Here is a 20,258-nt window from a genome sequence, read left to right on the forward strand (position 1 = left end):
GGAGGCCGGAACGGAGCGGTGTGCGCCGAACTCAGGACGTAGGTCCCGGCGCCCGTCCTAGGACTTGGGGAGCTCCAGGTCGGAGGTGGCGAGCTCCTCGACGTTGACGTCCTTGAAGGTCAGCACCTTGACGTTCTTGGCGAAGCGCGCGGGGCGGTACATGTCCCACACCCAGGCGTCGGTGATGGTGACCTCGAAGAACACGTCGCCGCCCTCGGAGCGGGCCTTCACGTCGACGGTGTTGCAGAGGTAGAAGCGGCGGTCGGTCTCGACCACGTACTTGAAGATGCCGACGACGTCCCGGTACTCCCGGTAGAGGTTCAGCTCCTGCTCGGTCTCGTACTTCTCGAGCTCCTCGGCACTCACGGGACCAACCCTAGCCCTCGTCACCCGGCAGCGGCTCCAGTCCCGCCGCGCGTCGTACGTTGACGAACCGCATCCGGTGCACCGGCGAGGGGCCGTGCTCCTCGAGGGCGGCGGTGTGGGTGGCCGTGATGTAGCCCTTGTGGGTCTTGAAGTCGTACGCCGGCCACTGCTCGTCGAGCTCGACCATCATCCGGTCGCGGGTGACCTTGGCGAGCACCGATGCCGCGGCGACGCAGGCCGCGACCCGGTCGCCCTTCCAGACCGCGAGGCCGGGCACGCCCAGGCCGTCGACGGGGAACCCGTCCGTCAGCACGTACGACGCGGGCAGGGCCAGCTTGGCGACCGCACGGCGCAGCGCCTCGACGTTGGCGACGTGCATCCCGAGCCGGTCGCACTCGTCGTGCGGGATCACCACCACGGACCAGGCCAGCGCGCGCCGCACGATCTGGTCGTAGCAGCGCTCGCGGGCCGCGGCGGTGAGGAGCTTGGAGTCGGCCAGGCCCGGCACGATCCCGGCCTTGCCGGCGGGCAGGATGGCCGCGCCGGCCACCAGGGGCCCGGCGCAGGCACCGCGGCCGGCCTCGTCGACGCCGGCGACGGGCTCGAAGCCGTGCCGGCGCAGCGCCCGCTCGTAGCCGTAGAGGCCGGCGTCGCGCCGTACCGTCGCGCCCTTGGGCAGGGTGGACATGCCCTCCGCCCCTCCTAGGTCCCGGGGACCGCGTCGGCCTTCTCGGCCTTCTTGACCAGGTCGGCCGGCGGGCTGTCCGGGATGGCGTCGAAGGTGTCGGGGCGGGTGATCCAGCGCCAGCGGTCGCGCGGCCAGATCAGGGTGAAGACCTTGCCGACGACCAGGCTCTTGTCGACCCAGGGACTCTGGGTGCACGGATCGTCGTCCGGCGAGCACAGGTGGGCCCGGGAGTCGGCCGAGTGGGCACGGTTGTCGCCGAGCACGAGCAGCTTGCCCTTGGGGATCGGGCCGATGATCCAGTCGCAGGGACCCGACAGGGCGGAGTCCTTGGTGATCGACCAGTCGTCGAAGAGCGCCGCGTGGCACTCACCCGGGTCCTTGTTGAGGTAGGGCTCGTCGAGCGGCTTGCCGTTGATCTTGATCCGGCCCTGCTTGTCGCAGCACTCGATGACATCGCCCTCGGTGCCGATGACGCGCTTCACCAGGTGGCCGCCGGTCGGGTACAGGCCGACCTTGGAGAGCAGGTTGGCGATGCCGGTGGGGCCCTGCTCGTCGGAGGGGCCGAGCCACTGGCCCGGGTCCTCGAAGACGACGACGTCCCCGCGCTGGGGGGAGCCGCCGAACCAGTAGGAGACCTTCTGCACGAGGATCCGGTCGTTCTTGACCAGACCCGGCTCCATCGACTCCGACGGGATGTAGAACGCCTGGACGAACAGCGCCTTGATCACGATCGCCAGACCGAGGGCCACGACGAGCAGCAGGATGCTCTCCTGCCAGACCGGGAGGTGCTTGCGCTCCCGCTTCGCGGGGGCCGCGTCGTCTGCCGCGTCGTCCTCCGCAGCGGCCGGCGCCTGGTCGGCGGGTTCCGGCGGCGTCTCGTCGTTCGTCACAAGGTGCGAGTCTAGGAGGCGGCCCCAGCAGGAACGACGAAGGCCCGACCTGGAGTCCAGGTCGGGCCTTCGGCAGGGCGGGAGAGGCTCAGGCCTCCCGGCGCTCCTTGATCTTGGCGGCCTTGCCGCGCAGGTTGCGCAGGTAGTAGAGCTTGGCGCGACGAACGTCACCGCGGGTGACGACCTCGATGGACTCGAAGATCGGCGAGTGGAGCGGGAAGGTCCGCTCGACACCGACGCCGAAGGAGACCTTGCGGACGGTGAAGGTACGGCCGATGCCGGAACCGTGGACCCGGATCACGACGCCCTGGAAGACCTGGACGCGGGACCGGCTGCCCTCGATGACCTTGACGTGGACCTTGACGGTGTCACCGGCGCGGAAGGCCGGGACGTCGTCGCGCTTGACGGCGTTGCCGAGCTCGGTCACCACGGCGGGGCTGGGGTTGCTCATGATTCTCCTCGCGAATGCGCACAGGTCAGCCGCGGAACAGTGGGTGGAAACGGATCGAGGCGACACGGTCGGCGGTTCCCCTGTGGCAGAAGCGTCCGCGTCACCGACTGACGATCCTCCCACAGCAGCCCGGGGCCGCGGAAATCAGCGCTCGCGACGCTTGGTGAGCACCACGGCACCCGGGGGCGAGGGCAGGTCCGTGCGCAGCCGGAAGCCGGCCTTCTTGTACATCCGCTGGTTGCGGGCGCTGGCCGCCCCCGTGAACAGCACGTACGACGTCGCCGCGGCCGGCGCGACCGCCTGGATGTGCTCCAGCAGCACCCGGCCGAGCCCGGAGCCCTGGAGGTCGGGGGCGACCATGATCCGGCCGATGTCCCAGCGGTCCCCGGCCTCGCCCTCGAGGCGTCCGCGGACGGCGGCGACCAGGCGCCCGGCGCGTCGGACGACATAGGTGTCCCACTCCCCCAGCCAGGCCCGGACGTCGTCGAGCGACTCGTGCAGCGCGGGGATGTCGAGCATGTCGTTGGCGATCGCCTCCTGGACCCAGCAGGCGCGCTGCAGGGTGAGCAGCTCGCCCGCGTCGCCGGGGACCGCGCGGACGATCGGGGTGCCGTCGTCGAGGACGGACGGCGTGAGGAGGTCGGGGCGGCGCTCGGCCGTGCGGCGTACGGCCTCGGCGTGGCGCCAGCGGGCGATCGCGCCGTGGTCGCCGCTGAGCAGGACGTCGGGGACGTCGCGGCCCTGCCAGGTGCGGGGCTTGGTGTAGACGGGGTACTCCAGCAGCCCGCCGGACTCGGCGGCGTGGGACTCCTCGACCAGCGAGGCGGCGTTGCCCATGAACCCCGGCAGCAGGCGGACGACGGCCTCGGTCACCGCGAGCGCCGCCACCTCACCGCCGTTGAGGACGTAGTCGCCCAGGCTGATCTCGCGGACCTCGGCGATCTCGCGGGCGTGGTCGATCACCCGCTGGTCGATGCCCTCGTAGCGACCACAGGCGAAGACCAGGTGCTCACGGGTGGACAGCTCCTCGGCGAGACGCTGGTCGAAGCGCTCACCGGAGGGGGTGGTGAACACGACCGTGATGCCCGGGCGGACCACCGCGGCGAGGGCCTCGCCCCACGGCTCCGGCTTCATCACCATGCCGGCGCCACCGCCGTAGGGGGTGTCGTCGACGGTGCGGTGCCGGTCGTGGGTCCAGCCGCGCAGGTCGTGGACGCCGAGCTCGAGCAGTCCGCTCGCCGCGGCCTTGCCGGGCAGCGAGAGCTCGAGCGGCGCGAAGAAGTCCGGGAAGATCGTGAGGTAGTCGAGCCTCACGCCTCGGCCCCGTCCGCGTCGTCCGCCTCGTCGGGGAAGGGCGTGACCAGGCCCGGGCGGTCGGCGACGACGACCCGGCCGCCGGCCACGTCGACCTCGGGGACCAGCGCGCTGACGAACGGGACCAGCGCCTCGCGCCGGTCGAGGGTCTTGACCCGCAGCAGGTCCTGGGCGCCGTGGGTCAGCCCGGCGACCTCGCCGAGGTGGGTGCCCTCGACGTCGTAGACCGCGAGGCCGATCAGCTGGTGGTCGTAGAACTCGTCGGGGTCCTCGGGCGTCTCGTCCGCCGGTACGGCGGCCCGCAGCACCACGCCGCGCGCCGCCTCGGCCGCGGTGCGGTCGCCGAGCTCGGCGAAGGTCGCGAGCAGCACGCCCTGGTGCCAGCGGGTCCGGCTCACGGTGAGCGTGCGCGCCGCGAACGCCGAGCCCCGGGGGGCCTCGGCCTGGAGCACCGCGCCGTCGGCGTACCGGCGCTCGGGCTCGTCGCTGCGGACGTCGACCGTCACCTCGCCACGGATGCCGTGCGGCTTGCCGATCCGGCCGACGACGACCTCGATGCTCTCCACGAGCACCATTGTCCCGGAAATGCGAGCAGCCCCGCACATCGGTGCGGGGCTGCTCAGGCCGGCAGCGCGGCGGGAGGCACCCGACGGCAGCTTGCTGCCCCCTGCAGTGCCGGAGACGCGCTCGGCCAAAAGTGCTAGCGGCGGTCGGTGTCGACGAAGTCGATCCGGGTGCCGCTGTTGCCGGCGATCGCGGAGACCACGGTGCGGAAGGCAGTGGCCGTACGGCCGCCCCGACCGATCACCTTGCCGAGGTCGTCGGGGTGCACCCGGACCTCGAGCACGGACCCGCGCCGCAGCTGCTTGTCGCGCACGACCACGTCGTCGGGGTGGTCGACCACTCCGCGGACGAGGTGCTCCAGCGCGTCAGCGAGCATCGGCTCAGGCCTCCTCGGCGGGAGCCTCGGCCTCGGCGGCCGGCTCCTCGGCGGGGGTCTCGGCAGCAGCCTCGGCGGGCTTCTCCTCGGCCTTCTCCACCTTCTCGGCCTTCTTGTCGGCCTTCTTGGTCACCGCCGCGCCCTTGGGCTCGTTGGCGGCCTCCTTGAGGGCCTCGTTGAAGATCTCGAGCTTGTCGCGCTTGGGCTCCTTGACCTTGAGGGTGCCCTCAGCGCCGTCGATGCCCTTGAACTTCTGCCAGTCACCGGTGATCTTGAGGATCGCCTCGACGGCCTCGGACGGCTGCGCGCCGACGCCCAGCCAGTACTGCGCCCGCTCGGAGACGACGTCGATGTACGACGGGTCCTCCTTGGGGTGGTACTTGCCGATCTCCTCGATCACCGCGCCGTCGCGCTTCTTGCGCGAGTCGACGATGACGATGCGGTACTGCGGGACCCGGACCTTGCCCAGGCGCTTCAGACGGATCTTGACGGCCACGTTTGTGGTGTCTCCTTGAGATTTCGTGGTGGGTGAGGCGCGGGCGACCAGGTGGGGAAACACCGGGGCCCGGACTCGATGGGCGCCGCACCGACCGGTTGAGAGGGACCGGATGGCGCAGAACTCAAGGATCAAGTCTGCCACGGGGGTGCGCCGAGGCTGAAATCAGGCGACGACCTTGCCGCGCAGCACCACCCGGGACGGCTCGGCGAGCACCGACAGGTCCTCGACCGGGTTGCGGGGGTAGACGACGAAGTCGGCCGGGTCGCCCTCGTCCAGGCCCGGGTTCCAGCCGAGCCAGGCGCGGCCGCGCCACGAGGCGGCGCCGAGGACGTAGTCGTTGGGCAGGCCCATCGCGGCCATCGCGAGGATCTCCTCGTGCAGGACGCCGTGGCGCGAGGAGCCGCCGCCGTCGCTGCCGACGTACATCGCGACGCCGGCATCGTAGGCGCTCATGAGGACCTCGCGCCGGGTGGCGTAGAGCGACTCCATCGTCGTGCTGTACGCCGGGAACTTGTCCCGCGCGGCCGAGACGAACTCCGGGAACTTGCTGGTCTGCAGCACCGTCGGCACGAGCGCCACTCCCCGGGCGACCATCTGGGCGAGGTGGGCCTCGGTCAGGCCGGTGCCGTGCTCGATGCAGTCGATGCCGGCGTCGAGGAGCGGGCCGAGGGAGTCGGCGCCGAAGCAGTGGGCGGTCACCTTGGCGCCCTCGGCGTGGGCGACGCCGATGGCCGCCGCGACCGCGTCGGCCGGGAAGGAGGGGGTGAGGTCGCCGTCGTCGCGCGAGATCCAGTCGCCGACGAGCTTGACCCAGCCGTCGCCCTCGCGGGCCTGCTCACCGAGGATGTCGGGCAGGGCGTCGGGCTCGACCTCGTGGGCGTAGTTGCGCAGGTAGCGGCGGGTGCGGGCGACGTGCCGTCCGCAGCGGATCAGGCGGGGCAGGTCCTCGCGGTCCTGGACCCAGCGGGTGTCGGCCGGGGAGCCGCAGTCGCGGGTGAGCAGGACGCCGTTGTCGCGGTCGGCGATCGCGGTCCGCTCGATCTCGTCGTCGGAGACCGCTCCCCCGTCCTCGAGCCCGAGGTGGTTGTGGGCGTCGACCAGGCCGGGGACGATCCAGCCCTCGCCGGCGAGCTCGGCGCCGGCGGGCCGCTCGTAGGTGACGTGGCCGTCGACGACGTACACCTCCCGGACGTCGCCGTCGGGGAGGACCGGACCGGAGAACCGCAGCGCACTCACGCGCCCGACGCTATCGCCCCAGCGCGGAGAGCAGCCAGGTCGGTGACACCGTGGTCGCGCCGACGCCGTGCACCCGGGCGTCCAGCGCCCGGTCGGCGGTCACGACCACGACCCGGCCGCCCTTCTCGGCAGCCTTGGCCGCCTCGGCGACGATCGTCGCGTCGCCGTCCTTGGGGGCGTGGACGGTACGGACGTGGGCGTCGCGTCCGGCCCGGACGCCGCCCTTGGCCTGTCCCTCCAGCACGAGGACGACGATGTCGTAGCCGACGTCCTCGACGAGCAGCTGCTCGTGCAGGCGGGCTGCCGCGCCCGCGCGGTCCTTCCACCAACCGTCCGGGCGCGCACCGACGACGTTGGCGCCGTCGACGATGAGCGTGCTCACTTGAGGAACTTGGAGAAGTCCTTGGGCAGCTCGAGGTTCTGCGCGGCCGCCTCGTAGTCGATGTCCTGGCCGATGCCGAACGGGTTCGGCTTGGCCTCGGCGGCCTTGGCCTTCGCGGCCGCGGCGTCCTGGGCGGCCTTGGCCGGGTTGCCGGAGCGGCGGGCGCCCTTGCCCTTGGTCTGCTTGGCCTTCTGCTTGGCGCTGACGCGCTTGCCGCCGCCGGGGCCGCCCATGCCGGGCATCCCCGGCATGCCGGGCATCCCGGGCATGCCGCCGCCCTTGGCCATCTGCATCATCATCTTGCGCGCCTCGAAGAAGCGGTCGACGAGCTGGTTGACGTCGGAGACGTTGCGGCCCGAGCCCTTGGCGATCCGGGCGCGGCGCGAGCCGTCGATGATCTTGGGGTTGGCGCGCTCGGCGGGGGTCATCGAGCGGATGACCGCCTCGACCCGGTCGATCTCGCGCTCGTCGAAGTTCTCGAGCTGCTCGCGGATCTGGCCCATGCCGGGCAGCATCCCGAGGATCTTCTGCATCGAGCCGAGCTTCTTCAGCTGCTGCATCTGCGAGAGGAAGTCGTCGAGCGTGAAGTCGCCGCCGGAGAGCTTCTCGGCCGCCTTCATCGCCTCTTCCTGGTCGAAGGCCTTCTCGGCCTGCTCGATCAGGGTGAGGACGTCGCCCATGTCCAGGATGCGCGAGGCCATCCGGTCGGGGTGGAAGACGTCGAAGTCGGTCATCTTCTCGCCGGAGGAGGCGAACATGACCGGGCGGCCGGTGACCTGGCGGATGGAGAGGGCGGCACCACCGCGGGCGTCGCCGTCGAGCTTGGTCAGGACGACGCCGTCGTACCCGACGCCGTCGAGGAAGGCCTGCGCCGTGACGAGCGCGTCCTGGCCGATCATCGCGTCGACGACGAAGAGCACCTCGTCGGGCTGGACGGCGTCGCGGATGCCGGCCGCCTGGGCCATCATCTCGGCGTCGACGCCGAGGCGACCCGCGGTGTCGACGATGACGACGTCGTGCAGCTTGCGCTTGGCCTCCTCGATCGAGGCCTTCGCGACGGAGACCGGGTCGCCGACGCCGTTGCCCGGCTCGGGCGCGAAGACCGGGACGCCGACCTTGTCGCCGTTGACCTGGAGCTGCTGGACGGCGTTGGGCCGCTGCAGGTCGCAGGCCACGAGCATCGGGGTCTTGCCCTGCTCCTTGAGCCACAGCGCGAGCTTGGCCGCGAGGGTCGTCTTGCCCGCGCCCTGGAGGCCGGCGAGCATGATGACGGTCGGGCCGGACTTGGCGTAGCGCAGCCGGCGGGTCTCGCCGCCGAGGATCGCGACGAGCTCGTCGTTGACGATCTTGACGACCTGCTGGGCGGGGTTCAGCGCGCCGCTGACCTCTTCGCCCCGGGCGCGCTCCTTGATCGCGGCGACGAATTCCTTGACGACGGGCAGGGCGACGTCGGCCTCGAGGAGGGCGATGCGGATCTCGCGCGCGGTCGCGTCGATGTCGGCCTCGGAGAGCCGTCCCTTGCCGCGGAGGTTCTTGAAGGTCGCGGTGAGGCGGTCGGACAATGTGGCGAACAAGAGCGAGTCCTCAGGGAGACGGAAAACGGCCGGGCTCCACTCTAGTTGAGGGACGTAGACTCCCCCGCATGACCGTCGCCGTCTTCGCCGGAGCGGGCGTCCTGCTGCTCGTGCTCGTCATCCTCGCGGGCCACCGGACGCTGCGCAGCGGCGGCCCGACCGGCAGCGGCGTGGCCGACGGCATGGGCAACTTCATCGACGTCTTCGACCCCGCGCGCGCCCGGGCCGACCGGGACCTGAAGTCGCACGACAACCAGGGCGCGGTCACGCCCAACCCCGACGATGACGACCGGCCGGTCCGCGTCGACCTGGCCAAGGGCGTCGTGAGGGTCAAGAAGGGCCTCTGAGCGCCCGGCGTACGGCGTGCGCGGCCTCGGCCGCCCGGGTGTCCGAGAGCCCGCCGGCCGCCGCCTCCTGCACGTAGAACACGTCGACCGCCTGCGGTCCGAGCGTGGAGATGTGCGCCGAGCGCACGGTCATGTCGAGCGCCGCGAGCGCCGCGCTGACCTGGTGCACGACGCCGAGCCGGTCGGCCGCCCGTACCTCGATGACGGTTGCGTGGTCGCTCGCCTCCGGCCGTACGACGACCGCCGGGTCGAGGTCCCCGGGCGAGCGCCGGGGCGCGAGCCGCTCGGCCGGGTCGACCCGGCGCGCGACGATCGCGTCGAGCTGGTCGCGCAGCGCACCGACGTCGAGGTGGTCGGCGTCGACGTCCCAGACCGAGACGGCGTGCTCCCCCTGTGCCCACAGCCGCGCGGCGCGGATCCCGACCCGGCGCAGCGCGAACAGCGCGGCCACGTCGGCGAGCAGGCCGACCCGGTCGAGCGCCACCACGGTCACCCGGGAGCCGTCGGCGACCGGTTCGACGCTGATCGCGACCTCGCCGTCGGTGACCTCCGCCGGGACCGGCACCTCCTCGTCGCCGAACGCGGGCGGCGCGCTCCCCCGCTCCAGCACCGCCCGGGCCCGCCGGGCCAGGTCGAGCACGAGCCCGGCCCGCCACGACGACCAGGCCTTGGGCGAGGCCGCCTTGGCGTCGGCCTCGGTCAGCGCGGTGAGCAGGGCGAGCGCCTCGGGGGTGTCGATGTGCTCGGTGAGGGCCTCGACGGTGGCGGGGTCGTCCGGGTCGCGGGTGGTCGCGACGTCGGCGAGCAGCAGGTGCCAGCGCACGAGCCGCGCGATCAGCTCGGCCTCGTCGGGGCCGAAGCCCATCCGCACCGCGATCGCCCGGGCGATCGGGGCGCCGGCCACGCTGTGCTCGGTCAGCCCGCCCTTGCCGATGTCGTGGAGCAGCGCCGCGACGACGAGGACGTCGGGGCGCGAGACGTCGCGGATCAGCGCCGCCGCCTCGACGCAGGTCTCGACGACGTGCCGGTCGACGGTGAAGCGGTGGATGACCGAGGCGTGCGGGAGCAGCCGGATCCGCTCCCACTCGGGCAGGATCCGGTCGAGCGCACCGGTCTCGTCGAGCGTCTCCCACACGGCGAGCAGCCCGGGGCCGGCCGCGAGCAGGCGGACCAGCTGGCGGCGGGCCTCGTCGGGCCACGGCTCGGGCAGCGGCGGGCAGTCGCGGACCAGCCGGGCCGCGGTCGGCGGGGCGAGCACGACGTCGCGCACCGCGGCCTCGGCCGCCGCCCGCAGCAGGAGCACCGGGTCGCGCTCGGGCTGAGCGCCGCGGTCGAGCACGACCTCGCCCTGGGACAGCGCGACGCCGGGCGCGAGCCGGATCAGCTCGGGCCGCCGGGGTCGCGCGGCCGACGTCCGGCGCAGCGCGTCGTCGGTACGCCGCCAGGCCAGCCGCGACAGGTGGGTGACCCGGCGTCCCAGCTCCCGCACGTAGCGCTGTGCCGACGCCTCGTCCGGTAGTGCGAGCCCCTCGGCGAGCGGCGCCCAGTGCTCGGGCGCGATCCGGTCGGTGGCCCGGCCCGCCGCGGCGTGCAGCAGGTCGCGGACGTCGAGGAGCTGCTGGCGGCACCGCTCCAGGTCCGCCGCCGGTACGTCGACCAGCCAGGTCGCGGTCAGGCTCTTGAGCACCGTCGCGTCACGCAGGCCGCCCTCGGCCTCCTTGAGGTCCGGCAGCGAGAGGTGCGCGAGCTCGCCGACGAGCCGGTGCCGGCTGCGGACCAGCTCGTGCAGCTCGGGCAGCCGCTCCCGGGCCTGGCGCCGCCAGTGAGCCAGGACGGTCGTGCGCAGGCGCAGCGCGAGGCTGTGGTCGCCCGCGACGTGGCGCACGTCGAGCAGCCCCGAGGCGACCCGGACGTCCCCCTCGGCCGCGGCCAGCATCTCGGGCAGCGTGCGCACCGAGTGGTCGATCTGGTGCCCGGAGTCCCACAGCGGGTACCAGACCTGACCGGCGAGCTCGCGCCACTGCTCCTCGGGCAGACCCTCGTCGGCGACGAGCACCAGGTCCAGGTCCGAGTACGGCGCCAGCTCGCCCCGGCCGTAGCCGCCCACTGCGACGAGGGCGGTCCCGGCGTCGGCACCACCCGCGCCGTCGTACGCGCTGCGGGCGAGGAGGTCGGCGGCCTCGGTACGGGCGGCGCGGTCGGCGGCGGTCATCCAGGTCCTGGGGCGGGCTAGACCGCGGCCGGTCCGGTGTCGCCGGTGCGGACCCGGACCACGGACTCGACCGGGGTCACCCAGATCTTGCCGTCGCCCACGCGCCCGGTCTGGGCGGCGGTGGTGATGGTCTCGACGATCCGGTCGACGTCGGCGTCGTCGGCGACGATCTCGATGCGCACCTTGGGCACCATCGCGATGTCGTACTCGGCGCCGCGGTAGACCTCGGTGTGGCCCTTCTGCCGGCCGTAGCCGCTCACCTCGCTGACGGTCATCCCGGTGACGCCGACGACCTCGAGCGCCTGGCGGACGTCCTCCCACTTGTGCGGCTTGACCACCGCGCTGATCAGCTTCATGGGTGCAGCGTGCCAGTCCCGGGACCGAAATGGGGGCGAGCACCACCGGTCGTGTGCAGGTCGTACGCCGTCTCGGCGTGGATGGCCAGGTCGACACCGGCCACCTCGTGCTCCGGGTCGACCCGGAAGCCGACCGTCTTCTCCAGCACCCACACGAGCAGCGCGGTCATCACGAACGAGAACACCAGCGTCGCCCCGGCCGCCACGAGCTGGCGGCCCAGCTGGCCGGTGCCGCCGCCGTAGAACAGGCCGTCGACGCCGGTCACCGAGGTCGAGGCGAGCAGGCCGATGAGGATCGTGCCGACCAGGCCGCCGACCAGGTGGACGCCGACGACGTCGAGCGAGTCGTCGTACCGGAAGGTGTACTTGAGGCCCACCGCCAGCGCGCAGATCGCACCGGCCGCGACGCCGACGAGCATCGCGCCGATGGGCGTCACCGCGCCGCACGACGGGGTGATCGCGACCAGACCCGCGACGACGCCCGAGGCGGCGCCGAACGACGTCGCGTGGCCGTCGCGGAAGCGCTCGACCCCGAGCCAGGCCAGCAGGCCGGCGCACCCGGCCAGCAGCGTGTTGACGAAGACGATCGCCGCGGTGTTGTCGGCGGCCAGCGCGGAGCCGGCGTTGAACCCGAACCAGCCGAACCACAGCAGGCCCGCACCGACCATGACGAGGGTCAGGTTGTGCGGCTTCATCGGGTCCCGGCCGAAGCCGACCCGGCGGCCGAGCACGAGCGCCGCGGCGAGACCGGCGGCTCCGGAGTTGATCTCGACCGCCGTACCGCCGGCGAAGTCGAGGGCGCCCAGCCGCTCCTGCATCCAGCCGCCGCCGAAGATCCAGTGCGCGACCGGCGCGTAGACCAGCACCGTCCACAGCCCGGCGAACAGCAGCCAGGTACCGAACCGGGTCCGGTCGGCGATCGCGCCGGCGATGAGGCCGACCGTGATCACCGCGAACAGGCCCTGGAAGGCGGCGAAGATCGTGATCGGGTACGCCGCGTCGGGATCCGGAGCCAGCATGTCCCGGAAGCCGAGGTACTGGGTCGGGTCCCCCAGCAGACCGCCGCCGAGGTCGTCGCCGAAGGCGAGGGAGTAGCCGACGAGCACCCACACCACCATCACCACGGCGAGCGCCCCGAAGACCATCATCATCATGTTCAGCACGCTCTTGGAGCGGACCATCCCGCCGTAGAAGAAGGCGAGACCCGGCGCCATGAGCAGCACCAGCGCCGCGGCGGCGAGCAGCCAGGCGGTGTCGCCGGCGGCGGTCGCCGGGGCGGAGGCGAGGAGCAGATCGGGCATCCGCCCACTGTGCGGGCGCTTTGTTTCGCGGGTGTAACAGGTCTTCCCGAGAGCGTTACACATGGGTGAAGCCGGGGTCCGCCGACGGCGGACCCCGGCCTCGTGGGCCTCACAGCGCGGCGGTGTCCTTGTCCCCAGTCCGTACCCGGACGACCGTGTCGACCGGGCTCACCCAGACCTTGCCGTCGCCGATCCGGCCCGTGTGCGCGGTCTTGGCGATGATCTCCACCACGTCCGCGGCGTCGCTCCCGTCGACGACGATCTCGATCCGGATCTTCGGCACCAGCGCGATGTCGTACTCCGCGCCCCGGTAGACCTCCGTGTGACCCTTCTGCCGGCCGTAGCCGGAGACCTCGCTGACGGTCATCCCCGCGACGCCGAACGCCTCCAGCGCCTCGCGGACGTCCTCCCACTTGTGCGGCTTGATGACCGCGGTGACGAGCTTCATGCGTTGACCTCCGATGCGGTGGGCGCGGGTGCGGACGCCGGCGAGGCCGTGCCCAGGATCGACGAGGTACGACGGGCGCCGCCCCCCGTGCCGAAGTCGTACGCCGCCTCGCCGTGCTCGGCGTAGTCGATGCCCTCGACCTCGGACTCGTCGTCGAGCCGGAGCCCGATGACCGCCTTGACCAGCAGCGCGACCACGAGCGTGGCGATCGCCGACCAGACCATCGCGAACAGCGCGACCACGACCTGCACGACCAGCTGCTTCGGGCCGCCGCCGGTGAGGAGGCCGCCGCTGTTCGAGGCCAGGAAGCCGACGCCGATCGTGCCGACCAGACCGCCGACCAGGTGGACGCCGACGACGTCGAGCGAGTCGTCGTACCCGAGCTTGTACTTGAGGCCGACCGCCAGGGCGCACAGGCCGCCGGCGACCAGACCGAGCACCATCGCGCTCCAGGGCACGAGGTTGCCGCACGCCGGGGTGATCGCGACCAGACCGGCGACGACACCCGAGGCCGCACCGAGCGAGGTGGCGTGCCCGTCGCGGAGCTTCTCGATCGCGAGCCAGCCGATCATCGCCGCACAGGTGGCGAGCGTCGTGTTGAGCCAGACCAGACCGGTCTCGGTGGTGTAGGCGTCGAGGTTGACGATCGAGCCCACGTTGAACCCGAACCACCCGAACCAGAGCAGACCGGCGCCGATCATCGTCAGCGTCAGGTTGTGCGGCTTCATCGGCTCCTTGCCGAACCCGATCCGCTTGCCCAGCATCAGCGCGAGCACCAGACCCGCGACACCGGCGTTGATGTGCACCACGGTGCCGCCCGCGTAGTCGATCGGCGCGACCGCCGCGCCGTCCTCACCGGAGAAGAGCAGGTCGGCCAGACCGCCCTTCACGCCGCTGAGGAAGCCCCCACCCCACACCATGTGGGCCAGCGGGAAGTACGACAGCGTCACCCAGATCGGCAGGAAGACCAGCCACGCCGAGAACTTCATCCGGTCCGCCACCGCACCGCTGATGAGCGCCGCGGTGATCACCGCGAAGGTCAGCTGGAAGGCGACGAAGACGTAGTTGGCGGGGTCGGTCTTCTCCAGGCCGAACTGCGTGAACGGGTTGGAGAAGAGCTTGCCGATCTCCTTGCCGGCCGCGCCGTCCGCGGTGAGGAAGGTCGTGCTGTACGACATCGACCAGCCCCAGAGGGCGTAGACGATGCCGACGACCCCGAGGGCACTGAACGACATCATCATCATGTTGAGGACTGACTTGGTCCGGCTCATGCCGCCGTAGAAGAGCGCCAGGCCAGGGGCGGTCATCAACAGGACGAGCGAGGCCGACACCAGCATCCAGGTGTAGTAGCCGTTTTCCATGCCCCGACCCTCGGCCGGGGAGGTTTCGGGGCGCGCGGCCGCTTGTTTCGGGGTCGTAACGAGTGCGGCCGGGTCGTTACGGTCCGGTGACGGCGGCGGCGAGCGCCGCCGCCGGGATCGGCCTCAGCCCAGCAGCGCGTCGACGAACGCGGCCGCGTCGAACGGCGCGAGGTCGTCGGGGCCCTCGCCCAGCCCGACCAGCTTGACCGGTACGCCGAGCTGGCGCTGGACGGCGACCACGATGCCGCCCTTGGCCGAGCCGTCGAGCTTGGTCAGCACGATGCCGGTGACGTCGACGACCTCGGAGAAGACCTTGGCCTGGATCAGGCCGTTCTGGCCGGTGGTTGCGTCGAGGACGAGCAGCACCTCGGTGACCGGGGCCTGCTTCTCGATGACGCGCTTGACCTTGCCGAGCTCGTCCATGAGGCCCTGCTTGTTCTGCAGGCGGCCGGCGGTGTCGACGACGACGGTGTCGACGCCGCGGTCCATGCCCTGCTTGACCGCGTCGAAGGCGACACTCGCGGGGTCGCCGCCCTCGGGGCCGCGGACGACCTCGACGCCGACCCGGTCGCCCCAGGTGGCGAGCTGCTCGGTGGCAGCGGCGCGGAAGGTGTCGGCGGCGGCGAGCAGGGCGGTGCGCTCGTCGGCGACGAGGATCCGGGCGAGCTTGCCGACGGTGGTGGTCTTGCCGGTGCCGTTGACGCCGACGACCAGGACGACGCCGGGCTGGTCGCCCTCGCCGCTGACCTTGAGCGCGCGGTCCATGGCCGGGTCGACCAGGTTGATGAGCTCCTCGCGGAGCACGGTGCGGGCGTCGGGGGTCGAGCCGCCCTCGACACGCAGGCGGGTGCGGAGGCGCTCGACGAGCTCCTGGGTGGGCGCGACGCCGATGTCGGCGGCGAGGAGCAGGTCCTCCATCGCCTCCCAGGTGTCCTCGTCGAGCTGGTCGCGGCTCAGCAGACCGAGCAGACCCCGGCCCAGCGCGTTGGAGCCGGCCAGGCGCTGGCGCAGCCGGACCAGGCGGGAGGCCGGCTTCTCCGGCGTCTCGACCGCCGGGGCGGCCGGCTCGGGCTCGGGCTCCGCCTCGACCGGGGCCTCGGCCGCCGGTGCCTCGGTGGACGCCGGGGGCGTCTCGACCGGGGTGGTGATGACGTCGGTCGAGGTGTCCTCGGGCAGCCGCCCGGTACGCCGTACGCGCGTGCCGACGAAGCCGGCGATCGCGAGGACGCCGACCACGGCGATACCGATGACGAGGTAGACCCATTCCTGCATGGGGGTATCCCATCACGCGCGCGCCCGGGCGCCGGAATCGGCTGGTGGCTGGGCTAGGGCGTGGCTCTCGGGTCCGCGCCGTCGCGAGCGGTGTCGGCGGCCGATCTGGCAAGGCCGAGTCGCGAAGGCGGGCCGCAGGCGGGGCCGAGGGTGGGTCGAGTCGGCGAGAACGCCGCCAGATCGAGTCGCCGGCACCGCGCAGCAGGCGCGGGCCCGAGAGGCACGCCCTACCTCAGCCGCAGGACGTCGCGCTCCTCGTCCTCGATGACGGGCGCGGCATCGGCCGCCTTGGCCATCGCGTCACCCAGCCACGGCACGCCCGGCACCTGCTCGCCCCGGTGGGGGTAGGCGACGTAGAGGACCACGGCGCCCGCGACCGCGAGGCTGACCAGGACCGCCAGTACGACGAACAGCACTTCGACTCCTCCGAGTAGGGATCTCCGTCCGTCCCCATCCTGCCTCGGCGGTCCACACCGCTCGGCCCCGGCTCGCCCGCGGGCGGCGCCGGAGAGGCCGAGGTCACACCACGAGCGGCGCGAGCGCCTCGCGGATGAGGTCCGGCACCGGGGTCGGGCGGCGCGCGGGGTCGGTGTCGTCGACGTACACGTGGACGAAGCGGCCCTCGGCGCACGCCAGCGCACCCTCGCCCGCGGGGTCGCCCTGGAACAGCCCGATCCGGTAGACGACCGAGGAGGTCCCCAGCCGCTCGACGGCCAGGCCCATCTCGATCGGGCGCGGGTAGCCCATCTCGGCGAAGTAGCGGCACGACACCTCGGCCACCACCCCGATCGCCGGCAGCCGCCGGATGTCGGTGCCGGTGGCGTCGTGCAGGTGGGCGTTGACGGCGGTGTCGATGAGGTCGAAGTAGCGGGCGTTGTTGAGGTGGCCGTAGACGTCGTCGTCGGACCAGCGGGTCGTCGCCGTACGCCAGGCGCGGTAGGCGGAGCGGTCGGGGCGGGTGCGGTCGGGCGCGTTCACGCGGACTCGTCCCGCAACCGCTGGCTGATCACCGCGGACACGCCGTCGCCGCGCATGGTGACGCCGTAGAGGGCGTCGCCGACCTCCATGGTGCGCTTCTGGTGGGTGATGACGAGGAGCTGGGAGTTCTCGCGCAGCTCCTCGTAGATCTCCAGGAGGCGGCCCAGGTTGGTGTCGTCGAGCGCGGCCTCGACCTCGTCGAGGATGTAGAACGGCGAGGGGCGGGCCTTGAACAGCGCGACCAGGAAGGCGACCGCGACCAGCGAGCGCTCGCCGCCGGAGAGCAGCGAGAGGCGCTTGACCTTCTTGCCGGGCGGGCGGGCCTCGACCTCGATGCCGGTGGTGAGCATGTTGGCCGGGTCGGTGAGGACCAGGCGGCCCTCGCCGCCGGGGAAGAGTCGGGCGAAGGTCTGGTCGAAGGCCTTGGTCACGTCGGCGTAGGCCTCGGTGAAGACGGCCTCGACGCGGACGTCGACGTCCTTGACGATGTCGAGGAGGTCCTTGCGGGTCTGGCGCAGGTCCTCGAGCTGCTCGGAGAGGAACTGGTGGCGCTCCTCCATCGCGGAGAACTCCTCGAGCGCGAGCGGGTTGACCTTGCCGAGCATCGAGAGCGCCTTCTCGGCCGACTTGAGGCGCTTGACCTGCTCGTCGCGGACGTAGGGCACGGTCCGCGGGACGGCGTCGGCCTCGTCGGCGTCGCCGCCCTCGGCGTCCCCATCGGCGTCGGCCTGTACGGCGACCGCGGGCTCGAGCACCGGGACCGGCTGGTCGGGGCCGTAGTCGGCGACGAGGCCGTCGGGCTCGAGGCCGAGCTCCTCGAGCGCCTTGGTCTCGATCTGCTCGATCCGCATCCGCTGCTGGGCGCGGGCCATCTCGTCGCGGTGCACCGAGCTGATCAGCTCGCCGTGCTCCTTGCCGAGGTCGCGCAGCGCCTGGCGCACGCCCATGAGCTCGTGCTCGCGGCCGCGGCGCGAGTCCTCGACCGCCGTACGGCGTCCGGTGGCCTCGTCGATCGACGACTCCAGGCGCGCCAGCACGAAGGTGACCGCGGTGGCGACCGCCTGGCCGGCCCGGCCCTCGGTGAGCAGCCGCTCGCGGCGCTCGGCGGCGCGGGCCCGGGAGACCCGCTCGGCCTCGGCGGCCTTGCGCATCGCCTCGACCCGGCCGTGCAGGGCGCGGCCGCGCTCCTCGGAGGTGCGCAGCGCGAGCCGGGCCTCCATCTCGGACTGCCGGGCGTTGCGGGTGGCCTCGACCAGCCGCTCCTGCTCGGTGGTGTCGGGCTCCTCGTCGGTGTCCTGCTCGGCGCTCGCGAGGCGCTGCTCCAGCTCGGCGAGGCCGACCAGGGCCTGCTCGCGGGAGGTCTCGGCCTGGGCGATCGCCTCGGTCATCCGCTCGGCCTCGGCGCGCGCGGCGCGGGCGAGCGAACCGTGCTGGCCGAGCTCCTCGGCGACCGCGGCGAGGGTGGCGTCGGACTCGTGGAGCCGGGCGAGCGCGACGTCGACGCGCTGCTTGGCCTCGGCCCGCTCGTTCTCGATCCGAGCCAGGTCGAAGGAGAGGCGCTCGGCGGCGGCGACCGCCTCGGCGAGCGACTCGGTGGCCTCGTCGACGGCGGCCTGGATCTCGATCAGGCTCTGGGTCGCGTGGGAGCCACCGGAGGCGAAGTGGGCGCCGAACAGGTCGCCGTCGCGGGTCACCGCGACGACGTCGGCCAGGTCGGCGACGAGCGCGCGGGCGGCGGGGAGGTCGTCGACGACCGCGACCTTGCGCAGCAGGCGGTTGAGGGCCGGGCGGACCGGGGCGGGGCAGTCGACCACCGTCGCGGCGTACGCCGTCCCGGGGGGCAGCGCCGGCCAGGACGCGGGCGTCTCGGCGTCGGCACCGCCGGACCCGCCGAGCAGCAGCCCGGCCCGGCCGAGGTCGTCGGCCTTGAGGTGGTGGATCGCGGCGACGGCGGTGTCGGCGTCGGTGACGGCGACCGCGTCGGCGGCCGCGCCCAGGGCGGCAGCCACGGCGCCCTCGTACCCCGAGCGGACGGTGACCAGCGCGGCCACCGAGCCGAGCAGGCCGGAGATCTCGTCGCTGGCGGCCAGGAGGGCGCCGGCGCCGTCCTTGCGGGCGAGGCCGAGCTCGAGCGCCTCCTTGCGGGCGCTGAGGCCGGCCTTGTCGCGGTCGGCCTGCTGGGCCTCCTCGCGGACCTTGGCGAGGCGGTCCTCGAGGTCGTCGAAGGAGGCGACGGCCGCCTCGTGCTCGGCGTCGAGACCCTCCTCACCGGCGTCGAGGCCGGCGACCTGGGTCTCGAGGGCGGTGAAGTCGCGCTGGGAGCGCTCGGCACGCGCGATCGCGTCGGTACGGGCCGACTCGAGGCGGCCGATCTCCTCCTCGGCGGCGGTAGCCCGCGAGCGCAGCGTGTTGACCTGGCCGTGGAGCCGGGCCAGGCCCTCGCGCCGGTCGGCGGCGGCTCGGAGCAGGCCGGCGACCCGGCGCTCCTCGGCGGCCGCGGCGTCCTCGGACTCGCGCCGGGCCGCGACGGCGGCCTCGAGCGCGGCCTGCTGGTCGGTGACGAGCGCGGTGATCTCGGCCTCGTGGGCAGCCAGGCGGGCGGCCTCGGCGTCGAGCTCGTCGGGGTCGCGGCCCGTCTCGACCTCGGCCTCGGCGACGCCGGCGGCGTTGCGGACCCGCTCGGCGGCCAGGCTCTGGGTGCCGCGGAAGCGCTCGCGCAGCGCCTGGAGGGAGGACAGCGTCTCCTGGGCGGCGGACAGCGCCGGGAGGTCCTCGCGCAGCGCGGCCTCGAGAGCGGTCTCCTGCTCGCGCGCGGTCGCGATCGCGGTCTCGACCTCCTCGCGGCGCTGGAGCAGCACGCTCTCGTCGGCGAGCTCCTGCTCCAGCGACGTCCGCGCGGTCACCAGGTCGTCGGCCAGCAGCCGGGCCTTGGCGTCGCGGACGTCGGCCTGGACCGTCGCCGCCCGGCGGGCCACCTCGGCCTGGCGGCCCAGCGGCTTGAGCTGGCGCCGGATCTCGCTGAGCAGGTCGTTGAGCCGGTTGAGGTTGCCCTCGGTGGAGTCGAGCTTGCGGAGCGCCTTCTCCTTGCGCTTGCGGTGCTTGAGGACGCCGGCGGCCTCCTCGATGAACCCGCGCCGGTCCTCCGGCGTCGCGTGCAGGATCTGGTCGAGCTGGCCCTGGCCGACGATGACGTGCATCTCGCGACCGATGCCGGAGTCGCTGAGGAGCTCCTGGACGTCGAGCAGCCGGCACGTGGTGCCGTTGATGGCGTACTCGGAGCCGCCGGTGCGGAACATGGTCCGGCTGATCGTGACCTCGGAGTACTCGATCGGCAGCGCGCCGTCGGTGTTGTCGATGGTCAGCACGACCTCGGCCCGGCCCAGCGGCGGGCGGCCCGACGTACCGGCGAAGATGACGTCGTCCATCTTGCCGCCGCGCAGGCTCTTGGCGCTCGCCTCGCCCATCACCCACGCGAGGGCGTCGACGACATTGGACTTGCCGGAGCCGTTGGGGCCGACGATGCAGGTGATGCCGGGCTCGAGCTGGAGGGTGGTCGCGGACGCGAAGGACTTGAACCCCTTGAGGGTCAGGCTCTTCAGATACACGCAGGCTCCCTTCGGGGTCGGTCAGGTCGGGTCCGACG

The 20,258-nt window shown here is 72.8% G+C and carries 21 protein-coding genes and 1 pseudogene; 1 reads left to right on the top strand and 21 read right to left on the bottom strand.

From position 1 onward, the window contains the following. Positions 1 to 57: 57 nt before the first annotated feature. The 12 genes and pseudogenes from M0M48_RS15425 to ffh all read right to left on the bottom strand — a co-directional run bounded on the left by M0M48_RS15425 (position 58) and on the right by ffh (position 8,340). Positions 58 to 366 (bottom strand): DUF2469 domain-containing protein, encoded by a 309-nt coding sequence (locus M0M48_RS15425; RefSeq protein ID WP_215817211.1) that lies wholly within the window; start codon positions 364 to 366, stop codon positions 58 to 60. A 10-nt stretch (positions 367 to 376) separates the two neighbouring features. Next, positions 377 to 1,054: a ribonuclease HII gene (locus tag M0M48_RS15430; RefSeq protein WP_215817212.1), complete on the bottom strand. Its 678-nt coding sequence runs from the start codon at positions 1,052 to 1,054 to the stop codon at positions 377 to 379. Between the two features lie 14 nt (positions 1,055 to 1,068). After that, positions 1,069 to 1,944, bottom strand: a complete 876-nt coding sequence (lepB, locus tag M0M48_RS15435) for a signal peptidase I (RefSeq protein ID WP_215817213.1) — start codon at positions 1,942 to 1,944, stop codon at positions 1,069 to 1,071. An 88-nt stretch (positions 1,945 to 2,032) separates the two neighbouring features. Continuing rightward, positions 2,033 to 2,395 (bottom strand): 50S ribosomal protein L19, encoded by a 363-nt coding sequence (rplS, locus tag M0M48_RS15440; RefSeq protein ID WP_215817214.1) that lies wholly within the window; start codon positions 2,393 to 2,395, stop codon positions 2,033 to 2,035. Between the two features lie 144 nt (positions 2,396 to 2,539). After that, positions 2,540 to 2,914 carry a GNAT family N-acetyltransferase gene (locus M0M48_RS15445; protein ID WP_257754490.1) on the bottom strand — a complete coding sequence of 125 codons (375 nt, stop codon included), beginning with the start codon at positions 2,912 to 2,914 and terminating at the stop codon, positions 2,540 to 2,542. Between the two features lie 117 nt (positions 2,915 to 3,031). Continuing rightward, positions 3,032 to 3,709 (bottom strand): annotated as a pseudogene (trmD, locus tag M0M48_RS15450) (tRNA (guanosine(37)-N1)-methyltransferase TrmD); the annotation flags it as partial. Further along, the gene (gene rimM, locus M0M48_RS15455) at positions 3,706 to 4,275 is read right to left on the bottom strand and encodes a ribosome maturation factor RimM (protein WP_374585228.1); all 570 of its coding nucleotides are present in this window, start codon (positions 4,273 to 4,275) and stop codon (positions 3,706 to 3,708) included. The pseudogene trmD and the gene rimM, both read right to left, overlap by 4 nt. 134 nt (positions 4,276 to 4,409) lie before the next feature. Continuing rightward, positions 4,410 to 4,649, bottom strand: coding sequence for an RNA-binding protein (locus M0M48_RS15460; RefSeq protein WP_215817217.1), 240 nt, complete (start codon positions 4,647 to 4,649; stop codon positions 4,410 to 4,412). Between the two features lie 4 nt (positions 4,650 to 4,653). After that, positions 4,654 to 5,145: a 30S ribosomal protein S16 gene (gene rpsP, locus M0M48_RS15465; RefSeq protein WP_215817218.1), complete on the bottom strand. Its 492-nt coding sequence runs from the start codon at positions 5,143 to 5,145 to the stop codon at positions 4,654 to 4,656. Positions 5,146 to 5,310: 165 nt separating this feature from the next. Continuing rightward, the gene (locus M0M48_RS15470) at positions 5,311 to 6,384 is read right to left on the bottom strand and encodes an amidohydrolase family protein (RefSeq protein ID WP_215817219.1); all 1,074 of its coding nucleotides are present in this window, start codon (positions 6,382 to 6,384) and stop codon (positions 5,311 to 5,313) included. Positions 6,385 to 6,394: 10 nt separating this feature from the next. Further along, positions 6,395 to 6,766: an NYN domain-containing protein gene (locus M0M48_RS15475; protein ID WP_215817220.1), complete on the bottom strand. Its 372-nt coding sequence runs from the start codon at positions 6,764 to 6,766 to the stop codon at positions 6,395 to 6,397. Further along, a complete protein-coding gene (ffh, locus tag M0M48_RS15480) occupies positions 6,763 to 8,340 on the bottom strand; it encodes a signal recognition particle protein (RefSeq protein WP_215817221.1) in 1,578 nt (525 codons plus the stop codon). The genes M0M48_RS15475 and ffh overlap by 4 nt, the downstream gene beginning before the upstream one ends. Positions 8,341 to 8,408: 68 nt before the next feature. Between ffh and M0M48_RS15485 the strand changes: the two genes are divergently transcribed. Further along, positions 8,409 to 8,687 carry a hypothetical protein gene (locus M0M48_RS15485; protein WP_215817222.1) on the top strand — a complete coding sequence of 93 codons (279 nt, stop codon included), beginning with the start codon at positions 8,409 to 8,411 and terminating at the stop codon, positions 8,685 to 8,687. Here the strand turns inward: M0M48_RS15485 and M0M48_RS15490 are convergent. From M0M48_RS15490 to smc, 9 genes are all read right to left on the bottom strand, one after another. Continuing rightward, entirely contained in the window at positions 8,671 to 10,899 is a 2,229-nt protein-coding gene (locus M0M48_RS15490) for a [protein-PII] uridylyltransferase (protein WP_257751826.1), read from the bottom strand. The genes M0M48_RS15485 and M0M48_RS15490 overlap by 17 nt on opposite strands. A 17-nt stretch (positions 10,900 to 10,916) precedes the next feature. Further along, complete coding sequence (locus M0M48_RS15495; RefSeq protein ID WP_038680281.1) at positions 10,917 to 11,255, bottom strand: P-II family nitrogen regulator; 339 nt, start codon at positions 11,253 to 11,255, stop codon at positions 10,917 to 10,919. Further along, entirely contained in the window at positions 11,252 to 12,556 is a 1,305-nt protein-coding gene (locus M0M48_RS15500) for an ammonium transporter (RefSeq protein WP_257751827.1), read from the bottom strand. Before M0M48_RS15500 ends, M0M48_RS15495 begins: the two co-directional genes overlap by 4 nt. Positions 12,557 to 12,665: 109 nt before the next feature. Beyond that, positions 12,666 to 13,004, bottom strand: a complete 339-nt coding sequence (locus tag M0M48_RS15505; RefSeq protein ID WP_215817225.1) for a P-II family nitrogen regulator — start codon at positions 13,002 to 13,004, stop codon at positions 12,666 to 12,668. After that, a complete protein-coding gene (locus M0M48_RS15510) occupies positions 13,001 to 14,365 on the bottom strand; it encodes an ammonium transporter (RefSeq protein ID WP_257751828.1) in 1,365 nt (454 codons plus the stop codon). Before M0M48_RS15510 ends, M0M48_RS15505 begins: the two co-directional genes overlap by 4 nt. A 123-nt stretch (positions 14,366 to 14,488) precedes the next feature. Next, the gene (ftsY, locus tag M0M48_RS15515) at positions 14,489 to 15,637 is read right to left on the bottom strand and encodes a signal recognition particle-docking protein FtsY (RefSeq protein WP_215817227.1); all 1,149 of its coding nucleotides are present in this window, start codon (positions 15,635 to 15,637) and stop codon (positions 14,489 to 14,491) included. 227 nt (positions 15,638 to 15,864) lie between these two features. Then, positions 15,865 to 16,053, bottom strand: a complete 189-nt coding sequence (locus M0M48_RS15520; RefSeq protein WP_215817228.1) for a hypothetical protein — start codon at positions 16,051 to 16,053, stop codon at positions 15,865 to 15,867. 103 nt (positions 16,054 to 16,156) lie between these two features. Beyond that, the gene (locus M0M48_RS15525; RefSeq protein WP_257751829.1) at positions 16,157 to 16,615 is read right to left on the bottom strand and encodes an acyl-CoA thioesterase; all 459 of its coding nucleotides are present in this window, start codon (positions 16,613 to 16,615) and stop codon (positions 16,157 to 16,159) included. Next, a complete protein-coding gene (gene smc / locus M0M48_RS15530; RefSeq protein WP_257751830.1) occupies positions 16,612 to 20,220 on the bottom strand; it encodes a chromosome segregation protein SMC in 3,609 nt (1,202 codons plus the stop codon). Before smc ends, M0M48_RS15525 begins: the two co-directional genes overlap by 4 nt. Positions 20,221 to 20,258: the final 38 nt, after the last annotated feature.

Origin of the sequence: Pimelobacter simplex (genome assembly GCF_024662235.1) — a bacterium.
Taxonomy (GTDB): domain Bacteria; phylum Actinomycetota; class Actinomycetes; order Propionibacteriales; family Nocardioidaceae; genus Nocardioides.

Bases quoted from the DNA above. Each gene is read 5' to 3' on its own strand.
- M0M48_RS15430 (WP_215817212.1), bottom strand. From the start codon at position 1,054: ATGTCCACCCTGCCCAAGGGCGCGACGGTACGGCGCGACGCCGGCCTC.
- rplS (WP_215817214.1), bottom strand. From the start codon at position 2,395: ATGAGCAACCCCAGCCCCGCCGTGGTGACCGAGCTCGGCAACGCCGTC.
- M0M48_RS15445 (WP_257754490.1), bottom strand. From the start codon at position 2,914: ATGCTCGACATCCCCGCGCTGCACGAGTCGCTCGACGACGTCCGGGCC.
- M0M48_RS15460 (WP_215817217.1), bottom strand. From the start codon at position 4,649: ATGCTCGCTGACGCGCTGGAGCACCTCGTCCGCGGAGTGGTCGACCAC.
- M0M48_RS15485 (WP_215817222.1), top strand. From the start codon at position 8,409: ATGACCGTCGCCGTCTTCGCCGGAGCGGGCGTCCTGCTGCTCGTGCTC.
- M0M48_RS15490 (WP_257751826.1), bottom strand. From the start codon at position 10,899: ATGACCGCCGCCGACCGCGCCGCCCGTACCGAGGCCGCCGACCTCCTC.
- M0M48_RS15495 (WP_038680281.1), bottom strand. From the start codon at position 11,255: ATGAAGCTGATCAGCGCGGTGGTCAAGCCGCACAAGTGGGAGGACGTC.
- M0M48_RS15500 (WP_257751827.1), bottom strand. From the start codon at position 12,556: ATGCCCGATCTGCTCCTCGCCTCCGCCCCGGCGACCGCCGCCGGCGAC.
- M0M48_RS15505 (WP_215817225.1), bottom strand. From the start codon at position 13,004: ATGAAGCTCGTCACCGCGGTCATCAAGCCGCACAAGTGGGAGGACGTC.
- M0M48_RS15510 (WP_257751828.1), bottom strand. From the start codon at position 14,365: ATGGAAAACGGCTACTACACCTGGATGCTGGTGTCGGCCTCGCTCGTC.
- ftsY (WP_215817227.1), bottom strand. From the start codon at position 15,637: ATGCAGGAATGGGTCTACCTCGTCATCGGTATCGCCGTGGTCGGCGTC.